A 20536-nucleotide genomic window follows, 5' to 3' on the forward strand; every position below is an offset into this window, starting at 1 on the left:
TAGCTGTTGACTCTATCGTAACGTTTTTTCGATAGGATCACAATTTCGTTCGGAGTCGCAAACGAGCATGTACTTTCTAGTTTGCAAGAGTAACACATCGGCCTCACCTACAATATGATGAGTCTAGAAATCTAAAGAGGTGAGCCAATGGCTGTCGTAAAATCCAGGAGTCAGGATATTGATATGCTGGCAAGGCTGCTTCGAGCTGAAGCTGAGACCGAAGGCGAGATGGGCATGCTCCTTGTTGGAAATGTTGGCATTAACCGAATAAGAGCGAATTGCTCTGATTTTAAAGATATCCGGACAATTCCTCAAATGATTAACCAACCGCATGCGTTCGAAGCGTTGCAGCATGGGATGTACTATCAAAGTGCAAGAGATAGGGAACGCCGACTGGCGCAACGGGCCGTGAATGGGGAGCGGAATTGGCCAGCCAAATTCTCGCTATGGTATTTCCGTCCAGGATCGTTCGATAATCCAGGGCCATGTCCGGAAACCTGGTATAATCAACCGTTCGTAGGTCGATGGAAGAAACACTGTTTTTATGAGCCAACCGGGGCAGAATGTGAAAATATTTATAATACTTTTTAAATTTATAAACGAAAAAAAGCCCAAACGGGCTTTTTTTTATTATCACCTCGGAGACGATTCCCGTAAGCTGCTGGCAATGAAAAACTGCGCTGCATAGTAAGTGGTCATAATCCATATTGTGGAATAGGAGATGTCCGAGACGAACATGTTCCAAGAGAGGATGGAGTCGGAGGCCAGGAATAGCAGCGATCCGATTATCGCGAAACGATTGCCTGTTAATATCGCCGTCCAAGCCATCAACGAGATAACGGTGATATAAAGTAGAACAGGTACGATCAGTCCGCCGTCCCCGCTGTCTTGAAGCGCGTTCACAAGGCGGTGACCCATATATCCGGCATAGAGAGCAATCGGGAGAAGTGTTGCGGCTCGCGACCAGGAGAATCGGAGATGCCGCGCGAAGGATGCGATGTAGAACAAATGCCCGATCAGAAACGCGGATAGCCCGGCAACGAACCATTTCATGAGTCCGTCTCCGCACATGGAGAAGAATAGCCCGAACAAGAGCAGCCAATGCAACGGCCGTCTTGCAGTTGGACAATGCAGGTTGGCATATGTCAGGATGAGCGCCATTGGGATCAGCTTGAAGAGCAGCTTTATGCCTTCTGGTTCGGCTGGAATGATGAATACATACAAGATGCTCATAAGCGCGATGGCATATGGAAGTAGCTTTCTGATCAAGGGCTGCTCCTCCTACAGGAAAATGTGATTGATTACACCATTCGATAACACTCACCTCGGTTCCTGCTATAAGACGACGAGAACAGGCTTATAAGGCTATAGCCTAATTTTTAACAGGAGTAATATCGGTTAGGAGGGAATGTTTAGGGAATGGCGAATGTAGTACTGTCACCCAAAATAATCGCAGCTGGCGATTGCAAATTGGCTTCCTGCGGAAGAGAGAGGGCGAATTAATGAATGTCTACCAAGCTATTGATTTCATTCAGAACGATGAGCGAATCGCACTGCTAAAGCTGTCGAATCACTCGCATGAGCCCGAGCACACCCATAATTTTGTCGAACTTGTGTATATTTTGCGAGGTGTTGGTAAGCACCAGGTAAACGATCAAACGTATAAGGTCCAGCGTGGTGATTTGTTGTGGATGAATGTTGGCGATCGTCATTCATTCGAGGATGTAGAAGGCATGGAGTATATGAATATCCTGATTCAAACTGATTTCTACAACAGACAATTGATTTCGCTTGAACCCGATGAAAGCTTTTTCTCACAAGAGCTTTTTCTGGAATTTCATCCTACTTTGCAGCGTTCTTCGCGCCAAATCCGGTTTATAGGCGGCTCCATATTGGAGCTGGAAGAGCTGCTCGAAACGATGTACATGGAATACACGAATAAGAAATTCGGCTATCGAGCCATGCTAAGCGGCTATACAACGCTGCTGCTCACTTCTGCTTTTCGTACGATGCAGGACAATCTCCAGAACGGAGCAACCCAAGACATTCAGGAATTGCTGCCCAAGCTATTATCTTACATCGAACAGAATTATGCATCCCCGATCACACTCCAAGATCTTGCCAAAGAAAGCTATTATTCCCCTTATTACATAAGCAAAATGTTCAAAGTTTGCTGCGGCTATACGTTTACCGAATACGTCCAGAAAGTAAGACTTCGAGAGGCGAAGCGCATGTTGCTCGAGTCTATCGAATCTGTGGGTTCTATTGGGAAGAGTGTGGGTTATTCAGATAAATCCCAATTTTATCGTTTGTTCAAACAGTATTACGGGCTTACACCGCAGCAGATGCGCGAACAGCATTTAGTAAATTGAAATCGCTCACATCCGACAAAAAGTCCCCTTGCGGGGCTTTTTTTGTTTTATGTGGGCATATGTACCGCGAAATTTGTCACGGAGTGGGCGATCATTGCTTCTTATTCAAAATTCAGAAAAAACAGAAATCTATTATTGAATTTGTGGGTAATCTCACATAATAATGATGGTGAGTCCAATAAACTCAAAAACAAACAAAGGTATCGGAGGGTTGTAAATGAAGTTAAGGAGAAAACTTTTGCTAGTATCTCTTGTAACCGCTCTCATTTGTACGCTCGCTTTAACAGGTTGTTATGGCAGTAATAACGGTTCAAATTCATCAAACTCGAAAGACACTTCGAACGCAACCACCAAGAATGACAACACAGCAACGGATACCGCAGACAACACCGCCAACAATTCAACAGACACAGCAACGAACGATGCAACAAACGATTCAAAGAACGATGCAACGAACACATCTACCGATGGGCAGATTACAGAATTCCATCAGTCACCGGCATTAGATAGCCTAGGCCTTCCTGCTGTAAAAGACCGTTTGCCTGCAGACTATAAACTTACGAATGAAATGACAGAGGATGAGCTGAAATATGAAGTGGGCTCATACGGCGGAACTTTGAGAACGGTTACATCGGTTGCGAACTGGGATGCGGACGTATTCGTTATGGACAACGAGCCGCTGCTCAACACCCCAGGTATTCAAGGAGAGAAGCTTACAGGCAACGTGCTCAAAGATTATCAATTGAGCGATGACCAGAAATCCATTACGTTCCAAATGCGTAAAGGACTGAAATGGTCCGATGGAGAGCCAGTGACGACGGAGGATATCCGGTTCACAGTTGAGGATGTTCTGATGAATAAGGCACTGACGCCAATCTTCCCATTATATCTTCAATCTGGCGGTGTAGCTGACGGTGCACCAATGAAGCTTGATGTTATCGATGATTTCACTTTCAAGCTTTCGTTTGACCGTCCTTACGGCGGACTCCTGATCCGACTTGCCATTCAAGGCTGGCGCGGATATACAGAGCTTCTGAAGCCTGCTCACTTCCTCAAGAAATATCACACCAAGTACACACCGCTCGATCAATTGGAGCCGGAAATCAAGAAAGCCGGATTTAAGAAAGGCGAGTGGGTCAATCTATTCAACTACAAGGATATTACAAACTGGAAATTGAACCATTCGGAAGCGATTGGATTCCCATCCCTATATCCTTGGATTATTACAAAAGCAACGAAAAGCGTAAGCACGTATGAACGGAATCCATACTACTTTAAAGTCGATACGGCTGGTAACCAGCTTCCTTACATCGACAAAATCGAAAGCACGCTCGTAACGGACATTGAAATGGTTGGTTTGAAAACGATCGCCGGCGAAGTTGACTTCTCCCGTGAATCGGCCTCCCTCGTTAAGATGTCTCTATACAAAGAAAACGAGAAGGACAAATACAAAGCCGTACTTAACAACATGCACGTTACACCGACAGATATTTTCCTCAACTTGACCTACAAAGATCCGAACTGGCAGAAGGTTGTCCAAGACGTTCGATTCCGCAAAGCGCTTAATCTGGCGATCAACCGCCAAGAGCTGATCGATACGATCTATTATGGTTTCGCGAAGCCGGGCGACATCGTTGATCCTACGTTCGATTTGGATCAAGCGAACCAGCTGCTCGACGATATGGGTATGAAGAAAAACTCGGACGGCAAACGGTTAGGCCCTGACGGAAAAGTATTTACGATTCCGTTCGAAGTAGGTGCTCAAGCGCCGGATATCGTTCCGTATACGCAGCTCATCGTCGAAATGTGGAAAGCACTCGGACTGAACGTAACGATGAAAACGATCGACCAAACGCTATGGGGTCAACGTAATACGGCCAATGACCTTCAAGCGACAGTAATTTGGATGCATACTCCGCTTTGGTACATGGGCGACTGGGGTCAAGGCATGTGGGCTCCGCTGTGGGATCAGTGGCATTCAAGCTCAGGCAAGAATGGTAAAGAGCCGCCTGCAGACGTGAAGAAGCTGTACGATCTCATCGACCAAGCATTGGCTACTGATCCTGACAATGCGAAGAAAATCATTGAGCAGGTGAAGCAAGAAATGAATAAAAACGTGTGGGCATTCGTTCCGCTGAGCGAAGTAAAACAACCGCTCATCGTCAACGCGAAGCTTCATAATATTCCGAGCGATAGCAGCTTCGCGATCGCAACAGACTTTAGCGGCGAGCAATTCTTCTTTGGTAAATAATAGGTAAGTCAACGAACCTTACAGGAGCCCAGGGAGCCGAAACAAGGTGGCTGGGCTCTTGGTTCGTTACTAGGTTTGCGGCGTACAATGAAGGAGGGAACCGCATGCTAAATTATATTTCGTATCGCGTATTACAGCTTATTCCGTTGTTGATCGCGATTAGTGTTATCGTATTTGTCATCATCCAGCTGCCTCCAGGCGACTTCTTGACCAACTATGTTCAACAATTGAAGCTAGCAGGCAATGATGTTTCTGAAAGTGCGATCTTGAGCTTAAAAGCACAATACGGTCTGGATCAATCGTTAATCGTACAATATGTCTATTGGATTAAAGATATCATTTTCCACGGTGATCTGGGTCGTTCGTTCCAATATAACATGCCAGTTGCTGACGTTATCTGGCCAAGACTTGGTCTGACGGTCACCATTTCGCTTGTATCTCTTATCTTCGTTTGGCTCGTAGCCATTCCGATCGGCATTTATTCGGCAACACACCAATATTCAATTCTCGATTATGTGTTTACCTTTCTTGGATTTATCGGCGTTGCGATCCCGGGCTTTCTAATCGCGCTTATGCTCGTCTACTTTATCTTCATAGAGACGGGAGTTTCGATTACGGGGCTGTTCTCCGCGCAATACGTCGATGCACCATGGAGCTTCGCGAAGCTGATGGACATGTTGCCTAGGTTGATATTGCCAGTTGTCGTCATCGGGATGTCTGCCGCTGCCTCGCTCATCCGTGTAACAAGAGGGATGCTGCTTGATGAATTATCGAAACAATATGTCATTACCGCTAGAGCGAAAGGTGTTTCGGAAGGCAAGCTGCTCTTTAAATATCCCGTTCGAATGGCGATCAATCCACTCATCAGTACGATCGGATGGACGCTTCCCGCGCTCATTTCCGGAGAAGTCATCGTCTCGATTGTTCTCAACCTGCAGACAACAGGACCGATGCTGCTTAAGGCGCTCATGTCTCAGGATATGTACTTGTGCGGCAGCTTTATATTAATTACCAGCGTCATTACGGTGCTAGGAACACTGCTATCGGATATTTTACTTGCAGCGATTGACCCTCGAATCCGCTTCGGAGGTGTATCAGAATGAGTGGAATATCAACCGTGCTTAACCAGCTTCGCCGGCAATCGCGAACGAAGCGAAAAAAGTCAGCCGATCCAACAAGCTATGAAGTAGCCTCGCAATGGCAACTTATGTGGTGGAAATTCAAAAAACATAAACTGGCGGTTATTTCGGGGATTCTCTTGATTATCATGTATCTAATCGTTATGTTTTGTGAATTTTTGTCTCCTAATTTGGCAGGGACGCGTTTCACAACCTATAAAGATGCCCCGCCCCAAAAGATTCATTTCGTCGATCCCGAAACCGGCTTTCAAATTCGACCTTTCGTTTACGGGATGAAAGAAAGGGTAAATCCAGACACATTTTTGCGGACGTTTACCGAGGATAAGACAAAGAAATACCCGATCCGCTTCTTCGTAGCAGGTGAGTCTTATAAGATGTGGGGTTTTATACCGTCCAATATTCATCTGTTTGGATTGGGTGATTCGAAAGCTGCGCTCATTCTGATGGGTACGGACCAGCTCGGACATGATCTGTTCTCTCGCATCATATATGGTGGCCGCATATCATTATCGTTTGGACTCATCGGTATCGCATTAACGCTCGTTATCGGCCTTCTGCTCGGCGGCATTTCCGGATACCTGGGCGGAGTATCCGATACGATCATTCAACGTATTATTGATTTTCTCATTTGTATTCCAACCATCCCGCTCTGGATGGCGCTATCTGCGGCGGTGCCCCGAGATTGGTCGTCTATAAAAATCTATTTCGGTCTTATTATCATCTTCTCCATCATCGGCTGGACAGGGCTCGCCCGAGTTGTGCGGGGTAAAATCCTATCTCTTCGCGAAGAGGATTTCACGATGGCGGCACGGCTTGCTGGAGCAAGCGATCTGCGTATCATCAGAAAGCACCTTCTTCCCTCATTTGCAAGTTACATCATCGTAAGCGTGACATTGTCCATACCAGCCAATATTTTAGGAGAGACTGCACTTAGCTTTCTCGGTATTGGCCTACAAGCTCCCGTAGTATCATGGGGCGTCCTTCTACAGGATTCGCAGAACTTGAATACACTTGCACATCATCCATGGTTACTCATGCCGGCAGCCTTTATTATGGTAACCGTGCTCATGTTCAATTTTCTCGGCGACGGACTTCGGGATGCTGCGGATCCTTATAAATAGGGAGGTGGAAGCGTGACTCAGCAAGAGACCGTAATATTGGAAATGAAGGACGTCAAAGTACAATTCCGACTTGATGAAGGGCTTCTGAAAGCAGTAGACGGAGTCGATCTGCGGATAAAGCGCGGCAAGACATTAGGCATCGTTGGAGAAAGCGGCTGCGGTAAAAGCGTAACTTCGCAAGCGCTGCTGCGCATCGTGCCGAAGCCGGGAGAGGTTCAAGGGGAAATTCGGCTTACCCGGAAGAAGGCAGATGGAACCTATGAAACCGTCGATCTTGCCAAGCTCGATGCCCGGGGCAAAGAGATCAGAGATATTCGCGGCGGGGAAATCGCCATGATTTTTCAAGAACCGATGAAAGCGTTCTCTCCGATTCATACGGTCGGTAACCAGATTATAGAGGCGATCTTGCTTCATGCGACTGAAGATAAGAACGAGGCTTACCAAATTGCAGTCGATATTCTAAAGAAGGTAGGCATGTCCAATCCAGAGCAGCGGATGAGCGAATATCCTCATCAGCTCTCCGGTGGGATGCGTCAAAGGGCGATGATCGCGATGGCACTCTCATGCAGCCCCTCCATTCTGATTGCCGACGAGCCGACCACAGCGCTTGATGTTACGGTGCAGGCACAGGTGCTGCAGCTGATCAATGATTTGAAAGCGAAGCATGACACTTCAGTCATCTTCATTACACATGATCTCGGTGTAATCGCAGAAATGTCGGACGATGTAGCGGTTATGTATTTAGGCAAGGTGGTCGAGTATACGGACGTGGATACGTTGTTCCATAACCCTAAACATCCCTATACGAAAGCACTTCTCAATTCAATACCTTCCGTCATGCGGGAGAGTCAAAGACTAGAATCGATTGAAGGCACGGTGCCATTCCCGATGAATTTACCTAAAGGCTGCGGCTTCTATTCGCGCTGTAAGTTAGCGAAGGACGGCGTATGCAATGTCGAAGATGTACCGCTCTTTAATGTGGGGGAAGGTCATTCTGTCCGTTGTTTGCTGGTAGAAGGAGTTATTAACTGAAATGTATGCTAACGAAGCGCAAAAACTCTTAGGAGGTTGAGCAATGATCCAGGAGGAATTCGTACTAGACGTCCATGCCATGAAGAAATACTTCCCTATTAAACAGGGCTTCTTAAAGAAAACGGTTGGGTTTGTCAAAGCAGTCGACGATGTACATATTCAAATTCGGCCTGGAGAAACACTTGGTCTTGTCGGAGAATCAGGCTGCGGGAAGACGACTCTCGGACGCTGTGTATTGCGAGCGATCGAGCCGACATCGGGAAGTGTGATGTTCCGCGACCGACAAGGTCAAACCAAAGATGTATTGAAGCTGAACAATCAAGATCTGCGGTCCATACGAAGAGATATGCAGCTCATCTTCCAAGATCCGTATTCGTCGTTAAACCCTCGGATGACGGTGCTCAATATTATTGCGGAGCCGCTTATATGCAACGGAATGGCTCGCGGAGAGGAACTCAAGGAACGTGTCAAGCAGCTGATGGAAATGGTCGGATTGAACAGTCGGCATTTGGAGCGTTACCCGCATGCATTCAGCGGCGGACAGCGTCAGCGGATCGGAATCGCGCGGGCACTCGCAACGAATCCGAAATTTATTGTCTGCGATGAGGCGGTTTCGGCGCTCGACGTATCCGTTCAAGCGCAAATTATTAACTTGTTGCAGGATTTGCAGGAGCGGCTGAATCTGAGTTACCTGTTCATCTCTCATGACCTTGGCGTTATTCAGCACATATCCAATCGAGTCGGCGTCATGTATGTCGGAAAGATGGTGGAGACGGCTGAAACGAAGACGTTGTTCCGAAATCCGCAGCATCCGTATACGGAGGCGCTGTTATCCGCCAAGCCTTTACCAGATCCGCGAAAAAAATCAAATCGCATCATATTAGCAGGGGAGGTCGCCAATCCGGCGAATCCGCCTTCCGGCTGCTACTTCCATCCGCGTTGTCCGTATGCGCAAGACGTTTGCAAAAGCACAGCTCCAGAGTGGAAGCAAGTAGGCGAGGGACATTATTCCGCTTGTCACTTTGCCGGAGAGCTGCAACTGCAAGGAGCGTCAACCGTATGAGTGCAATCGCGCTGATTTTGCTCATATTCTTAGTTAGCTTATGTCTCATCATGCTGGCCTCGATATGGTACATGCGGTTTATGCTCGAGAAGATCTTCGGTGAGAAGCATCGCGACATTGATGCCATCACCTCATCCGGCATGATCCCGGAGCGTTGGTCGCGCAAAAACAATATGAAACTCATCCAGCTTCATCAAAGCGGTAACGAAAAGGCGATTCAAAGATTGCAGAAGGCGGCTGCCCGCAGTTACCTGCGGAAACTCCGCCGTTTAACGGCCTATGTCAAACGTACAAACCTCGTTGAGAATGAGGAAGCTCGGAAAGCAATGCTGAGAACACTTCAGCAGCTCCATCGAGAGTGGAGTGAGGAGGGAACGAATGGATCCGTTGTTGCAGGAGCATAAGAAACATGCCTTGGCCGGATTTCTATCCGTTTTCCTTACTGCTGTCGTATCGCTCATCGGTATTGTTAATTGGCTATCGTTAAGAGGACTCGTAATTGCATCTCTAGGCTATTTTGAAGTGGATCCTTTCAAATGGCAGGCCATCGACTATAGCTTGTTTATTATTCTCGGTATCGGATGGCTCGTATTTGTCTATTACAGTCAATATCATTTTAAGAAACAGGCCTTATCCGGAGGAATTTGGAAGTCATTTACTAAGGTTCTTTCTATCCAAGCTTGGATTCTGTTCGCCTGTGGGCTTCCTTACTTATTAGCTGGAATGCAGAGCAAGATGGAGAGCGATTGGATTCTCGTCGTAGTCGAGGGAATTGGCGCATTGGTTCTTTCGATCTTATCCGCAGCACTCGGGAAGAAAGCGGTTGCTTCCGATCAAAATTAATGTAGAAGCGAGCTTGGTAAGGAGGTGGCAATCATGCTCGTAGCGGAGAGGTACCAATACATTGTTCGAATCGTGAATGAAAAAGGCAGCATCCGCGTTGCTGAGCTTAGCCAATTATGCAGAGTCACCGAGGAAACCATACGTCGTGATTTGGATCGACTAGAGAACGAAGGCCGTCTGCTGCGCAGCTATGGCGGCGCCATACGCATTCAGCCGCAAACGCTTGAAACGCCCTACTTACTTAGGGAGTCGGCGCATGTGGCGGAGAAGCAAAATATCTCGATGGAAGCCGTCAAGCTCGTCGAGCCGAATGATCGTATCGTCATTGATGCGAGTACGACGACATGGCATCTCGCTGCGCTTCTGCCTGACATCCCGCTGACCGTATTGACGAATTCGTTGAATGTCGTATACGTGCTAAGGGAGAAGAAGAATGTAGTCGTCATTAGTACAGGCGGTACACTCGTGCCGAATTCACTCTCTTTCGTTGGTCCTTTGGCCGAGCAATCACTTGAAGAATATCACGTCGATAAAGCATTCATATCCTGTAAAGGAGTTCATATGGAGCGCGGCATATCCGAATCAAACGAGCTTCAGGCCAGAGTTAAACGGAAAATGGTTGGCATGGCGGATCAAGTGTATTTACTGGCCGACTACAGCAAATTTAATATGCAGGCATTCACAACGATTACGGGCTGGGACCGGATCAATCATCTAATTACGGATACGCAAACACCTGCCGAATATGTGCAGCAGCTCCGCCGCCGATCTATTGATGTTATTCAGCTGCTGAATTGAAGGAGTGCATCATAATGGAACGCAATGCGGGATTGGATCTCATCCGCAGCATCGCTATTTTTCTCGTGTTATTCTGCCATGCACTCGGGTTCTTCTTCATGCAATATCACGATTTCAACCCGCTCAACTATGTAACCGGCTACTTAGGGGTAGAATTGTTTTTTGTATTAAGCGGATTTCTGATTGGGCGGATTCTGCTAAAGGACATCGTTGAGAATGGATCCCTCTCTGGATTAAAGCAATTCTATCTCCGCCGCTGGTTTCGGACGCTGCCGCTTTATTATTTCGCGGTGTTCTCCACCTATTGGTTAGTTAATAAAGATATGGATTTCTCAAACCTTGTATTTCTGCAAAACTTTAACGAACAGCATTTGTCGTTTCTGCCGATCTCATGGAGTCTTTCCATCGAGGAATGGTTTTACCTATTGATTCCGATTCCGCTGATATGGGTAGGTAAATTTCGCAATAAATCGGCTGCCTTCTTCGTTATGACATCACTGCTCCTTATTCTGTTTCCTCTGCTGCGAATGGCTGAAGTCCAGGGCGGTCAGCCGCTTTGGGATTATGGGATTCGCAAGCAAATCCCGCTGCGGCTCGATAGTCTTGTGTTCGGTGTCATGCTGGCAGGTTTCAGAACGTACCATGCGACTTTCTACCGAAAAATTCTGGCTGGCAAAACGTCCTTCGTGCTCGCGATAGCCGGGCTCACTTATTTCAGCGGCTACCTCGTTTACAAAGGTATTCAAGATCAAACCATGGATCAATCCTGGTTCGCTAGGACGATCCTGTTCAGTCTTGTTTCCTTGTTTATCGCGCTGCTGATTGCTGTGCTGGAAGTGCATTTCCCTCGTCTGGATAGGCATACGAAGCTAAGGGCTGCCATTCGTTTCTTCAGCGCTCAGAGTTATGGGTATTACTTGTTTCATTGGAACTTGTTCATCTGGTTCAGTAAGGAAAATACGACAGATAGCATCGGTCATAGCTTGTACTTGCTCATATTTGCGCTTATTGTGCTGTTCACGTTTACTTTCCTCATGCATCGGTATTATGAGGTCCCAATCATGAGGATGAGGGACCTGATAACGAGGAGCTCCGGTCGGACAGAAGTTGCGCTTCCAATGAAGCGAGAGAATGAACCGCTTAAATACGATTAGCGTATAAGCTTCGTACCATACAAGCAAATAAGAGAGCCAAGACGCTAAAGTCTTGGCTCTCTTTTGACGTTTGCGATTCCCATCCAGCGTCTTCACATTCTGACAATATTTTCATCATAGTTATTATATGATGTTCTTATTAATATGGAGGAGTTGAGGGAGAGGTTATGGACAATTTTTTAAAGTATCGTGTTTGGTACAAGTTCAATGGACGCTTTAACAACGAAATCATCTACGGACCAACCATTAAGACTCCCAGTGATGCGCTATCCTACTTTAAAAAACACCATGGTATTCAACCAAGCCATGCCGAACTGGTGTAACCGGGGCTAATAGACTAACGTAAAGAAGAGGTGGACTGATTATGAGTGCGCCGTTGCGGGCAGTCGTTATTGGTGCCGGTTGGGCTGGGGAAGGCCATACGATTGGATTAAGGAGTGCCGGTGTTGAAGTGGCCGCTATTTGCGCTCGTAGCGCGATTGTCGTCAAAGAGGTTGCAGATAGGCTGCAGGTTCCTGTAGCTTCGATTGATTGGCGCACGACATTGCGTGAATTGAAGCCTGATATTATTTCGCTGGCGACACCTGCTGCATTACGAGAGGATGTTATCCAAGAGGCGCTCGCCCTAGGAGCACATATTGTTTGTGAGAAGCCCCTTGCTGTGTCTGCAGCTGAAGCACAACGTATATGGAATGCGGTCGAGAACACCGGTATTAAACATGCTTACGCAGCAACTCAAGCGTATGATCCGACAACCTCCTGGATTCAAGAACTGGTTCAATCGGGAGTACTCGGACGGATAAAGGCAGTAGAAATGAGTGCCTTCGTACCCATGTTCCACTCAAACTCTCCATGGACTTGGACATTTGACCTCTCACTCGGTGGTGGGGCCATGCATAATGTTCTTACGCACTTTCTAGGGATTCTGAGCAAGGTGTTCGGCAGTGATCCCATCCGTGTGATGGGAGAAGCGCGACTTGGTAGAGATAAGGCACCCGTTATAGGCGAGATTCATGATTGGCGGCAATCCTTTGCGAATCCGAGCAACGAGGAGATTGCTGCCGCCGAGTGGAAATCGGTTGATGCAGACTCATCCTTTAATGCTATATTGGAATATCGTCTTCCATCTGGAGACAGCTTTGCTTGCACGATTCAGTTCGATGCTATGATGCCATTTTCTCCGACAGCCCCGTATTTTCGAATCTATGGAGAGAGTGGAACGATAGATGCAAAAGGCATTTTTTCTTACGATGTAAGCATTGTTAATCATGAGGGTACGATCTCCAAAACAATGCCGGATCGATTACTAGAGGGATATGCTGATACAGATAATGGAGAACAGAATAAATGGAATGCTTTCTTCCGTGAATTTGTAAGAGACGTCAAAGGCGAGGCCTATCAAGCCTATCCTACTTTCCGAGAGGGTTGTCGTGATCAGCGTATTATTGAAGTGATCCGATCAGGAAGCGGATGGACTTCCATTCTAACGGGAAACGATAGTTGAACGTCTTCCGACGAGGAATCAAAAAAAAGAACCTGGACGGTTGTCCAGGTTCTTTATATATTGCACTTATTTAGACACGAAGTTATAATCAGAATACAATTTATTTTTTTGTAAAATTAACGCAGTTAGTTCATCTTATAATTAAATCGTACCATGGCAGCAAGCTCTTGTCAATTGTTAATTTTATAGTGAGGAGAGAGGTTGAATGAGTACCTATGTTCTCGAATTTCAGCAAATGGATAAAGAGCAGCTCTCGCTCGTTGGCGGAAAAGGGTTGAATTTAGGGGAGTTATCAAAGATTCAAGGGATACAAGTACCGGATGGATTTTGTGTGACAACAGTGGGATTCCAACAAGCTATCGAGCAAAACGAAACGTATCATGAGCTGCTCAATCGACTAAACTTGCTAAAAGTAGAGGATCGAGACCAAATCGGTGAAATCAGCAGGAAGTTAGGGCAGATCATTACGGAAGCAGAAATTCCTTCTGATGTCGTGAAAGCCGTTGCTCACTATCTCTCCCAGTTTGGCGAGCAGCATGCTTATGCCGTACGTTCTAGTGCGACTGCTGAAGATTTGCCGCATGCCTCCTTTGCCGGTCAACACGATACTTATTTAAATATCATCGGCATAGAAGCGATTCTAATGCATATCAGCAAATGCTGGGCTTCCCTGTTCTCGGAGCGCGCGGTATTATACCGTATTCAGAATGGGCTCGATCACAGGCAAGTTCATATATCCGTTGTCATTCAAAAGATGGTGTTTCCACAGGCCTCGGGGATTTTATTTACCGCTGATCCCATCACTTCTAACCGCAAATTGCTTTCCATTGAAGCCAGCTTTGGACTTGGGGAAGCGCTGGTCTCCGGCTTGGTATCTGCCGATTGTTATAAAGTACGGGATGAGGAAATCGTCGAGAAGAGGCTCGCAAGCAAGAGATTGGCGATCTACGGAAGGAAAGATGGCGGAACTGAGGCAAAGCAGATCGAGCCTGATCAGCAAATGGCCCAAGCGCTCACCGAGCAACAAATTTTACAGCTGGCTCACATCGGAAGAAGAATCGAAGCATATTTTGGCTGTCCTCAAGATATCGAATGGTGTTTGGCGGATGATACCTTCTATATTGTACAGAGCCGGCCGATCACGACTTTATTCCCGATCCCCGAATCGAATGATCAAGGAAATCACGTCTATCTCTCTGTTGGCCATCAACAAATGATGACAGATCCCATAAAACCGTTGGGATTGTCTTTTTACCTGTTAATTACTCCTGCACCTATGCGCAAAGCCGGTGGGAGGTTGTTTGTTGATATTGCAGCTAGGCTAGCTACACCAGGCGGCAGGGCAGGTTTGTTGAAAACCTTGGAATCGGATCCGCTCATTATAGGCGCAATCACGACCATAATAGAGCGAAATTTTATCAAATTGTTGCCAAGTGATCCATCAGCAGCACCGCCACAGAGTAGAAGTAATACGGATATGCTGGCTCAATTCGAGAACGATCCAACAATTGTTTCTGACTTGATTACACGTAGTCAAACCTCGATCGAAGAGTTAAAACAAAACATCGAAGCGAAATCGGGATCGGATTTGTTTGATTTTATACTAGAAGATATCCAGCAATTAAAGAAGCTCTTATTTGACCCGCAAAGTACGGCAGTGTTTATGGCTGCTATCAATGCTACATCATGGATTAATGAAAACATGAACGAGTGGTTAGGAGAAAGGAATGCTGCAGATACGCTCTCTCAATCTGTACCTCACAATATTACTTCGGAAATGGGTCTGGCATTATTGGATGTCGCGGATGTCATTCGGCCCTTTCCAGAAGTGATTGAATATTTGCAGGAAACTCAAGACGACAACTTTCTGGATGAACTGGTTAAGTTTGATGGAGGAAGGGAAACGAGGGACGCTATCTCTGATTATCTCAGCAAATACGGAATGCGATGTGCCGGAGAGATCGATATTACGAGAACGCGTTGGAGTGAGAAGCCGATCACACTCGTCCCAATGATTCTTGGTCACATCAAGAACTCTGAGCCTAATGCCGGCAATCGTAAATTTGAGCAAGGGCGCCAGGAAGCTTTGGAGAAAGAACAAGAGTTAACGGATCGATTGAAGCAATTACCGGATGGTGAACAAAAAGCCATAGAAACAAAGCGAAAGATCGACCTTATCCGGAATTTCATCGGCTACCGGGAATATCCGAAATACGGCATCGTAAGTCGCTACTTCGTTTATAAGCAGGCTTTATTGAAAGAAGCCGAATCACTCATTCAAGCTGGCGTTATTCATGACAAAGAAGATATGTTCTATCTCACTTTTGAAGAGCTTCACGAAGTCGTACGTACAAGCAATCCTGGTAATCCTGCTTGTTTGGTCGAGAAGCAAGGGGAGCTTGCGACCAGACAGATCATCAACCAACGAAGAGAGGATTATAAATTTTTCAGTAAACTAACTCCGCCGCGAGTCATCACGTCTGATGGTGAAATCATTGCAGGTGAGTACAAACGTGAGCATTTGCCGGTTAATGCGATTGTAGGACTACCTGTTTCTTCCGGAGTGATTGAAGGGAGAGCTCGTGTCATTCTGAACATGGAATATGCGAATCTTGAAGATGGAGATATATTAGTCACCACCTTTACTGACCCTGGTTGGACACCGTTATTTGTATCCATTCGAGGTCTGGTCACCGAAGTTGGCGGACTGATGACCCATGGAGCGGTTATCGCTCGTGAATATGGCTTGCCGGCCGTCGTTGGAGTGGATAATGCTACCACACTGATCAAAGATGGGCAACGAATTCGCGTGAATGGAACAGACGGGTATATTGAAATATTGTAAATGATCGATAATGCGAGGCTGCCACGAAAACAATCGGCAGCCTCGTTTCTATTTACGGGCGAGTTTCTATAGGTGCTGCATCTAGACATTTTACAAATCTTCTATCATCCGATAGAAAAAGTCAATTAGCCACCATTCATTTGCTAGGCACATAATATACATATAAACCAATAAGAATAATCGGATAAAACGGAGGTATTCCCATGACCTTATCTAAGACGTCCAGCTTATCTCAAGAAAGAAGAGAGCGCGCATTTCAAGAAGCAGTCTCTTTCGGTACGTTTATCGAGCAGGCGCAAGTGAACCAATCGGAACTGGCAGCTAATTTCGAAGCTTATGCACCGGATCAGCAACAGTTGGAGTTCCTGAACGACCGCCAGGAGCCGGTGGACGTTCTCGTCCTTGCACACGATTGGTGCGGAGACGTCGTCGCGAATCAGATAAGCTGCGACTGCATATTTTGAACCGCGACCCGGATAATCAAGATATTGCCGACCTGTATAAACATGCCGACGGACGCAGTCATATTCCCACCTATGTATTCTTCGACGAATCGGGGCAAGAACTCGGTGTCTTCATTGAACGTCCTGCGGAGATCAGCGCTCTTCTTGGCCAATGGATCGAAGCGTTCTGGACCGAGCATCCGGAGCTGGAAGGCCGTGGAAAACCGATCAGTTCGCTCGAAGAGACAGAGAGGAAGGAGCTGCTTCACTTCTTGAAGCTTCGTAGAACGGAAGTCATCGGGCAAGAACAGGATGCCATTCTTCGGGAAATTCAGTCCATCGTTAGCCGATAGGCCTTTATAAGGGGACCGCTATAAAAGTCGTCGGTGACGGCTTCCAAAGCGGTCCTTTGCGATTAAAACCGAGGATCCGGATGGGGAAATTGAGGAGGGTGGTTACTGGGAATGGACAAGTTCAATGGACAAATAGACGCATCATGGGAAACAAATTCGGACATTCAAAGGCAATACAGATTAAATGCCGCGCAGGTGTTCAGCTTGCTGGAGGAGAGAGAAGCGGAATGGATCGCCTTGCGCAGAGACTTCCATCGTCATCCCGAGCTGCTATATGACGTGGATCGAACCGCAGCGCGAGTCTCCGGGCTGCTCAACGAATACGGCTTGGAGGTGCGAGACCAAGTCGGTGATCATTTCGGCAAGGGGGTCATCGGGATACTTGGAGGGGGACGTCCTGGCCCCGTCGTTCTTCTTCGGGCGGACATGGATGCGCTCCCGATCAGAGAAGCGAGAGATTCCGATTATCGCTCAGAGATAGAAGGTGCGATGCATGCATGTGGACATGACGCTCACACGACAATGCTTCTTGCGGCGGCATACGGGCTCAGCCGTTGCCGCGAGAGTCTGGCCGGCAAGGTGCTTTTCGTCTTTCAGCCGGCGGAGGAAGGTGCCGCGCCTAGTCCGAAGGACGGCGAGCTGCGCAGTGGCGGGCGGGATCTGGTAGAGAGCGGAGTGGCGGATGAAGCGGACGCTGCATTCGCACTGCATGTGTGGCCCGAGCTCCCAATCGGTCAGCTCGCCATTCACCGAAGGGAAGCGATGGCGGCCTCGAGCCATTTTCAAGTGAAGTTCCACGGCAGATCCGGTCACCACGGAGCTCCTCATTTGGCAGCGGACGCCTTGCTCATGGCTGCGCATTTCGTCGTCGAAGCACATAGCGCCATCGCGGCATCGGTACCGCCCCTGGAGCCTTTTTCATTTGCATTCGGCAAGCTCCAAGCGGGAACGGTCGTCAACACGATCGCTGATTCTGGCGAAGTGCTCGGCACGTATCGTGCTATCGATCCCGAGACAATTGCTCGCGTCCGTTCACTGCTTCAACGTTCTGCTGAAGCGTGTGCCGATCGTTTCGGCGGAACGTGCGAGCTGCGGTTCCGGATGGGCAAAGCGTTAATCAACGATGGCAATGCGGTTCATGCCGTTCAGAAGGCGGGAGCCAAGGTGTTCGGACAAGAGCGAGTGACTCTGCTTGACAAACCGAGTCTAGCTGGCGAAGATTTCGCTTATTATCTTGACCGAGCACCGGGGGCGATGGCGCTAATTGGCGTTCGCAACGAAGAACGAGGCATCGTCCATCCTCTTCATCATCCGTCGTTTGATCTGGACGAGCGCGTGCTGACACTTGGGGCTAAGCTGCTTGTTCAACTGGTAGCGGATATGCAGCCGAGTAATTGAATTTGTGAACCGTATCCTGTACGCACCAATCGATATCCCCTATTGGTCATTCAAACAATTCTATTAGCGAACAATCGATAATTACCTTATTGTTACAGGTATATACTTGTTTAAAACTAGTGGATTACTCGGAATTAAAAATGGCATGACGCAAATAGAAACGGAGTGGATCATGATTATGGCAAAACAACGAAAATTGAAACTCGGCGCGGCTATCCACGGGGTAGGCTCGAGCGTATCGGCCTGGCGGCATCCCGACATTCAATCCGATGCTAGCATTAATATCGGCTTTTACCGAGAACAAGCAAGCAAAGCGGAAGAGGGCAAGTTCGACTTCGCGTTCATCGCAGACGGCTTGTATATTAACGAACAATCCATACCGCACTTCCTGAACCGGTTCGAGCCAGTCACGCTATTGTCGTCTCTTGCCGCCGTCACTTCCAATATTGGACTCGTCGGCACGCTGTCGACATCGTATAGCGAGCCGTTTAATGTGTCGAGACAGTTCGCTTCGCTCGACCATATCAGTGGTGGACGTGCCGGCTGGAACGTCGTAACCTCCCCTGGCGTCGGTACCGCTGGCAACTTTAACAAAGGCACCCATCCGGAGCACGCGTCACGCTACGAAATCGCGGAAGAGTACCTTGAAGTCGCCAAAGGGCTATGGGATTCATGGGAGGATGACGCTTTCGTTCGCGACAAGGAGAGCGGAGTATTCTTCGATCCAAACAAGATGCACCGTCTTGATCATCAAGGCAAGCATTTCTCCGTCCAAGGACCGCTGAACATAGCCCGTTCCAAACAAGGGCATCCGATCGTGTTCCAGGCCGGCTCTTCAGACGCCGGACGCAACCTCGCGGCCAAGACGGCCGATGCCGTATTCACCGCACACGAAACCATTGAAGAGGCGCAAGCCTTTTACGCCGATGTGAAGCAACGCGCTGCCGCTTACGGTCGTTCGGCAGATGATATTCTCATTTTACCGGGCATAGGTCCGATCGTCGGCGCGACGCTCGAGGAAGCGGTGCGTAAATTCGAGGAGACGGCGAGCCTTGGCTCGATTGAAGACGCGCTGCGTTATTTGGGCCGATACTTCGATCATCACGACTTCACCCAATACCCGCTCGACGAACCGTTCCCGGAGCTTGGCGATTTGGGCTCGAATGGCTTTAAGAGCACGACGGATCTAATCAAGCAGAAGGCGAGGGAGCACAACCTAACACTGAGACAAGTCGCTGTCCGTTCGACGACGACGCCGCGAGGCAATTTTATCGGGACACCAGAACAAGTGGCGGATGAGATCCAGCTCTGGTTTGAGACGGGCGCTGCCGATGGCTTCATTATCGGCTCTGGCGTTCCGAACGCTCTCGATGGCTTCGTGGATCAAGTCGTTCCGATTCTGCAAGCACGCGGATTGTTCCGCGCTGAATACGAACACGACACGCTGCGCGGCAACTTGGGCTTGCCGTTCCCAATCAACCGCTACGCGTTACAAGCCATAGCTTCTAATTGAAGAGAAACCGCCTCTATCGGAGAAGGAGAGATTATTTATGAGTAAACCTATCATAGCCATTGTTGGAGCAGGTCCCGGCGTCAGCACGGCAGTCGCGCGCAAATTCGGAACTAACGGGTACCGTATCGCGCTCGTCGCGAGAAACGCAGCTTCTTTGGACGCTCTAGCAGCCGAGCTGCGCAAGCAAGAAATCGAGACGTTCATCGTGACGGCCGATGCATCGAGACCAGATTCGCTCTCTATAGCGTTCCGAGCCATTCGAGACCAACTAGGCGAGCCGGACGTATTGCTGTACAACGCTGCAGCCATCACGAAATCTATAGCGACGGAGCTTACCGAACAGCAGTTGATCGAAGACTTCAAGGTGAATGTCGTCGGCGCGCTTACGAGTATCAAAGAAGTCGTGCCACGCTTCATCGAGCGCAAGGAAGGGGCTGTTCTCATTACAGGTGGAGGGTTGGCTTTGCACCCAAACCCCGACTATACATCGCTCTCCATAGGCAAAGCCGGTGTTCGCTCGTTAACGTACGCGCTGGCGCAAGAACTCAAACCAAGCAACGTCTACGTCGGAACCGTCACGATCAGCGGCTTCGTGTCACCTGGAACGTATTACGACCCGGACCGTATCGCCGCTAAGTATTGGGAGCTGTTCACGGATCGCAACCTGATCGAATTCGAATATGTGGAGTCTCAATCCTAAACGAGGT

At 48.0% G+C, this 20536-nt stretch carries 17 protein-coding genes and 1 pseudogene; 17 read left to right on the forward strand and 1 reads right to left on the reverse strand.

All coding sequences use genetic code 11. The annotated features are described in order from the left end of the window. Positions 1–147 precede the first annotated feature (147 nt). Complete coding sequence (locus tag AC0LWF_RS13475; RefSeq protein ID WP_474652038.1) at positions 148–591, forward strand: cell wall hydrolase; 444 nt, start codon at positions 148–150, stop codon at positions 589–591. A 42-nt stretch (positions 592–633) separates the two neighbouring features. Here AC0LWF_RS13475 and AC0LWF_RS13480 read toward each other — a convergent pair whose 3' ends face one another. Then, positions 634–1269, reverse strand: a complete 636-nt coding sequence (locus AC0LWF_RS13480) for a lysoplasmalogenase (protein WP_474652039.1) — start codon at positions 1267–1269, stop codon at positions 634–636. A gap of 233 nt (positions 1270–1502) precedes the next feature. Here AC0LWF_RS13480 and AC0LWF_RS13485 point away from each other — a divergent pair, with 233 nt between their 5' ends. The 16 genes and pseudogenes from AC0LWF_RS13485 (at position 1503) to AC0LWF_RS13560 (ending at position 20529) form a co-directional block, all read left to right on the forward strand. Further along, a complete protein-coding gene (locus AC0LWF_RS13485; RefSeq protein WP_474652040.1) occupies positions 1503–2372 on the forward strand; it encodes an AraC family transcriptional regulator in 870 nt (289 codons plus the stop codon). 238 nt (positions 2373–2610) lie between these two features. Continuing rightward, positions 2611–4623, forward strand: a complete 2013-nt coding sequence (locus AC0LWF_RS13490; protein WP_474652041.1) for an ABC transporter substrate-binding protein — start codon at positions 2611–2613, stop codon at positions 4621–4623. 104 nt (positions 4624–4727) lie between these two features. Beyond that, entirely contained in the window at positions 4728–5726 is a 999-nt protein-coding gene (locus AC0LWF_RS13495) for an ABC transporter permease (protein ID WP_474652042.1), read from the forward strand. Continuing rightward, positions 5723–6883: an ABC transporter permease gene (locus AC0LWF_RS13500; RefSeq protein ID WP_474652043.1), complete on the forward strand. Its 1161-nt coding sequence runs from the start codon at positions 5723–5725 to the stop codon at positions 6881–6883. Before AC0LWF_RS13495 ends, AC0LWF_RS13500 begins: the two co-directional genes overlap by 4 nt. 12 nt (positions 6884–6895) lie before the next feature. Next, on the forward strand, positions 6896–7915 hold the full coding sequence (locus AC0LWF_RS13505; protein WP_474652044.1) for an ABC transporter ATP-binding protein: 1020 nt from the start codon (positions 6896–6898) through the stop codon (positions 7913–7915). Positions 7916–7958: 43 nt separating this feature from the next. Further along, complete coding sequence (locus tag AC0LWF_RS13510) at positions 7959–8978, forward strand: ABC transporter ATP-binding protein (protein WP_474652045.1); 1020 nt, start codon at positions 7959–7961, stop codon at positions 8976–8978. Beyond that, positions 8975–9382 (forward strand): hypothetical protein, encoded by a 408-nt coding sequence (locus AC0LWF_RS13515; protein WP_474652046.1) that lies wholly within the window; start codon positions 8975–8977, stop codon positions 9380–9382. Before AC0LWF_RS13510 ends, AC0LWF_RS13515 begins: the two co-directional genes overlap by 4 nt. Beyond that, a complete protein-coding gene (locus AC0LWF_RS13520; RefSeq protein ID WP_474652047.1) occupies positions 9357–9821 on the forward strand; it encodes a hypothetical protein in 465 nt (154 codons plus the stop codon). The genes AC0LWF_RS13515 and AC0LWF_RS13520 overlap by 26 nt, the downstream gene beginning before the upstream one ends. A 33-nt stretch (positions 9822–9854) precedes the next feature. Continuing rightward, complete coding sequence (locus AC0LWF_RS13525) at positions 9855–10619, forward strand: DeoR/GlpR family DNA-binding transcription regulator (RefSeq protein WP_474652048.1); 765 nt, start codon at positions 9855–9857, stop codon at positions 10617–10619. A gap of 14 nt (positions 10620–10633) precedes the next feature. Then, positions 10634–11773 (forward strand): acyltransferase family protein, encoded by a 1140-nt coding sequence (locus tag AC0LWF_RS13530; RefSeq protein ID WP_474652049.1) that lies wholly within the window; start codon positions 10634–10636, stop codon positions 11771–11773. 364 nt (positions 11774–12137) lie between these two features. After that, complete coding sequence (locus AC0LWF_RS13535; protein WP_474652050.1) at positions 12138–13277, forward strand: Gfo/Idh/MocA family protein; 1140 nt, start codon at positions 12138–12140, stop codon at positions 13275–13277. A gap of 205 nt (positions 13278–13482) precedes the next feature. Further along, on the forward strand, positions 13483–16122 hold the full coding sequence (gene ppsA, locus AC0LWF_RS13540; RefSeq protein WP_474652051.1) for a phosphoenolpyruvate synthase: 2640 nt from the start codon (positions 13483–13485) through the stop codon (positions 16120–16122). Positions 16123–16325: 203 nt separating this feature from the next. Continuing rightward, positions 16326–16918: pseudogene (locus AC0LWF_RS13545) on the forward strand (thioredoxin family protein). Between the two features lie 111 nt (positions 16919–17029). Beyond that, on the forward strand, positions 17030–18316 hold the full coding sequence (locus AC0LWF_RS13550) for a M20 metallopeptidase family protein (RefSeq protein ID WP_474652052.1): 1287 nt from the start codon (positions 17030–17032) through the stop codon (positions 18314–18316). A 178-nt stretch (positions 18317–18494) separates the two neighbouring features. Beyond that, complete coding sequence (locus AC0LWF_RS13555) at positions 18495–19829, forward strand: LLM class flavin-dependent oxidoreductase (protein ID WP_474652053.1); 1335 nt, start codon at positions 18495–18497, stop codon at positions 19827–19829. A gap of 37 nt (positions 19830–19866) precedes the next feature. Then, positions 19867–20529, forward strand: a complete 663-nt coding sequence (locus AC0LWF_RS13560) for an SDR family NAD(P)-dependent oxidoreductase (RefSeq protein ID WP_474652054.1) — start codon at positions 19867–19869, stop codon at positions 20527–20529. Positions 20530–20536: the final 7 nt, after the last annotated feature.

This window comes from Paenibacillus sp. sgz302114, from assembly GCF_056120345.1.

Coding starts and splice junctions, on each gene's coding strand:
- AC0LWF_RS13510 (WP_474652045.1), top strand. CDS start 7,959: ATGATCCAGGAGGAATTCGTACTAGACGTCCATGCCATGAAGAAATAC.
- AC0LWF_RS13500 (WP_474652043.1), top strand. CDS start 5,723: ATGAGTGGAATATCAACCGTGCTTAACCAGCTTCGCCGGCAATCGCGA.
- AC0LWF_RS13550 (WP_474652052.1), top strand. CDS start 17,030: ATGGACAAGTTCAATGGACAAATAGACGCATCATGGGAAACAAATTCG.
- AC0LWF_RS13485 (WP_474652040.1), top strand. CDS start 1,503: ATGAATGTCTACCAAGCTATTGATTTCATTCAGAACGATGAGCGAATC.
- AC0LWF_RS13515 (WP_474652046.1), top strand. CDS start 8,975: ATGAGTGCAATCGCGCTGATTTTGCTCATATTCTTAGTTAGCTTATGT.
- AC0LWF_RS13530 (WP_474652049.1), top strand. CDS start 10,634: ATGGAACGCAATGCGGGATTGGATCTCATCCGCAGCATCGCTATTTTT.
- AC0LWF_RS13525 (WP_474652048.1), top strand. CDS start 9,855: ATGCTCGTAGCGGAGAGGTACCAATACATTGTTCGAATCGTGAATGAA.
- ppsA (WP_474652051.1), top strand. CDS start 13,483: ATGAGTACCTATGTTCTCGAATTTCAGCAAATGGATAAAGAGCAGCTC.
- AC0LWF_RS13535 (WP_474652050.1), top strand. CDS start 12,138: ATGAGTGCGCCGTTGCGGGCAGTCGTTATTGGTGCCGGTTGGGCTGGG.
- AC0LWF_RS13520 (WP_474652047.1), top strand. CDS start 9,357: ATGGATCCGTTGTTGCAGGAGCATAAGAAACATGCCTTGGCCGGATTT.
- AC0LWF_RS13495 (WP_474652042.1), top strand. CDS start 4,728: ATGCTAAATTATATTTCGTATCGCGTATTACAGCTTATTCCGTTGTTG.
- AC0LWF_RS13555 (WP_474652053.1), top strand. CDS start 18,495: ATGGCAAAACAACGAAAATTGAAACTCGGCGCGGCTATCCACGGGGTA.
- AC0LWF_RS13475 (WP_474652038.1), top strand. CDS start 148: ATGGCTGTCGTAAAATCCAGGAGTCAGGATATTGATATGCTGGCAAGG.
- AC0LWF_RS13560 (WP_474652054.1), top strand. CDS start 19,867: ATGAGTAAACCTATCATAGCCATTGTTGGAGCAGGTCCCGGCGTCAGC.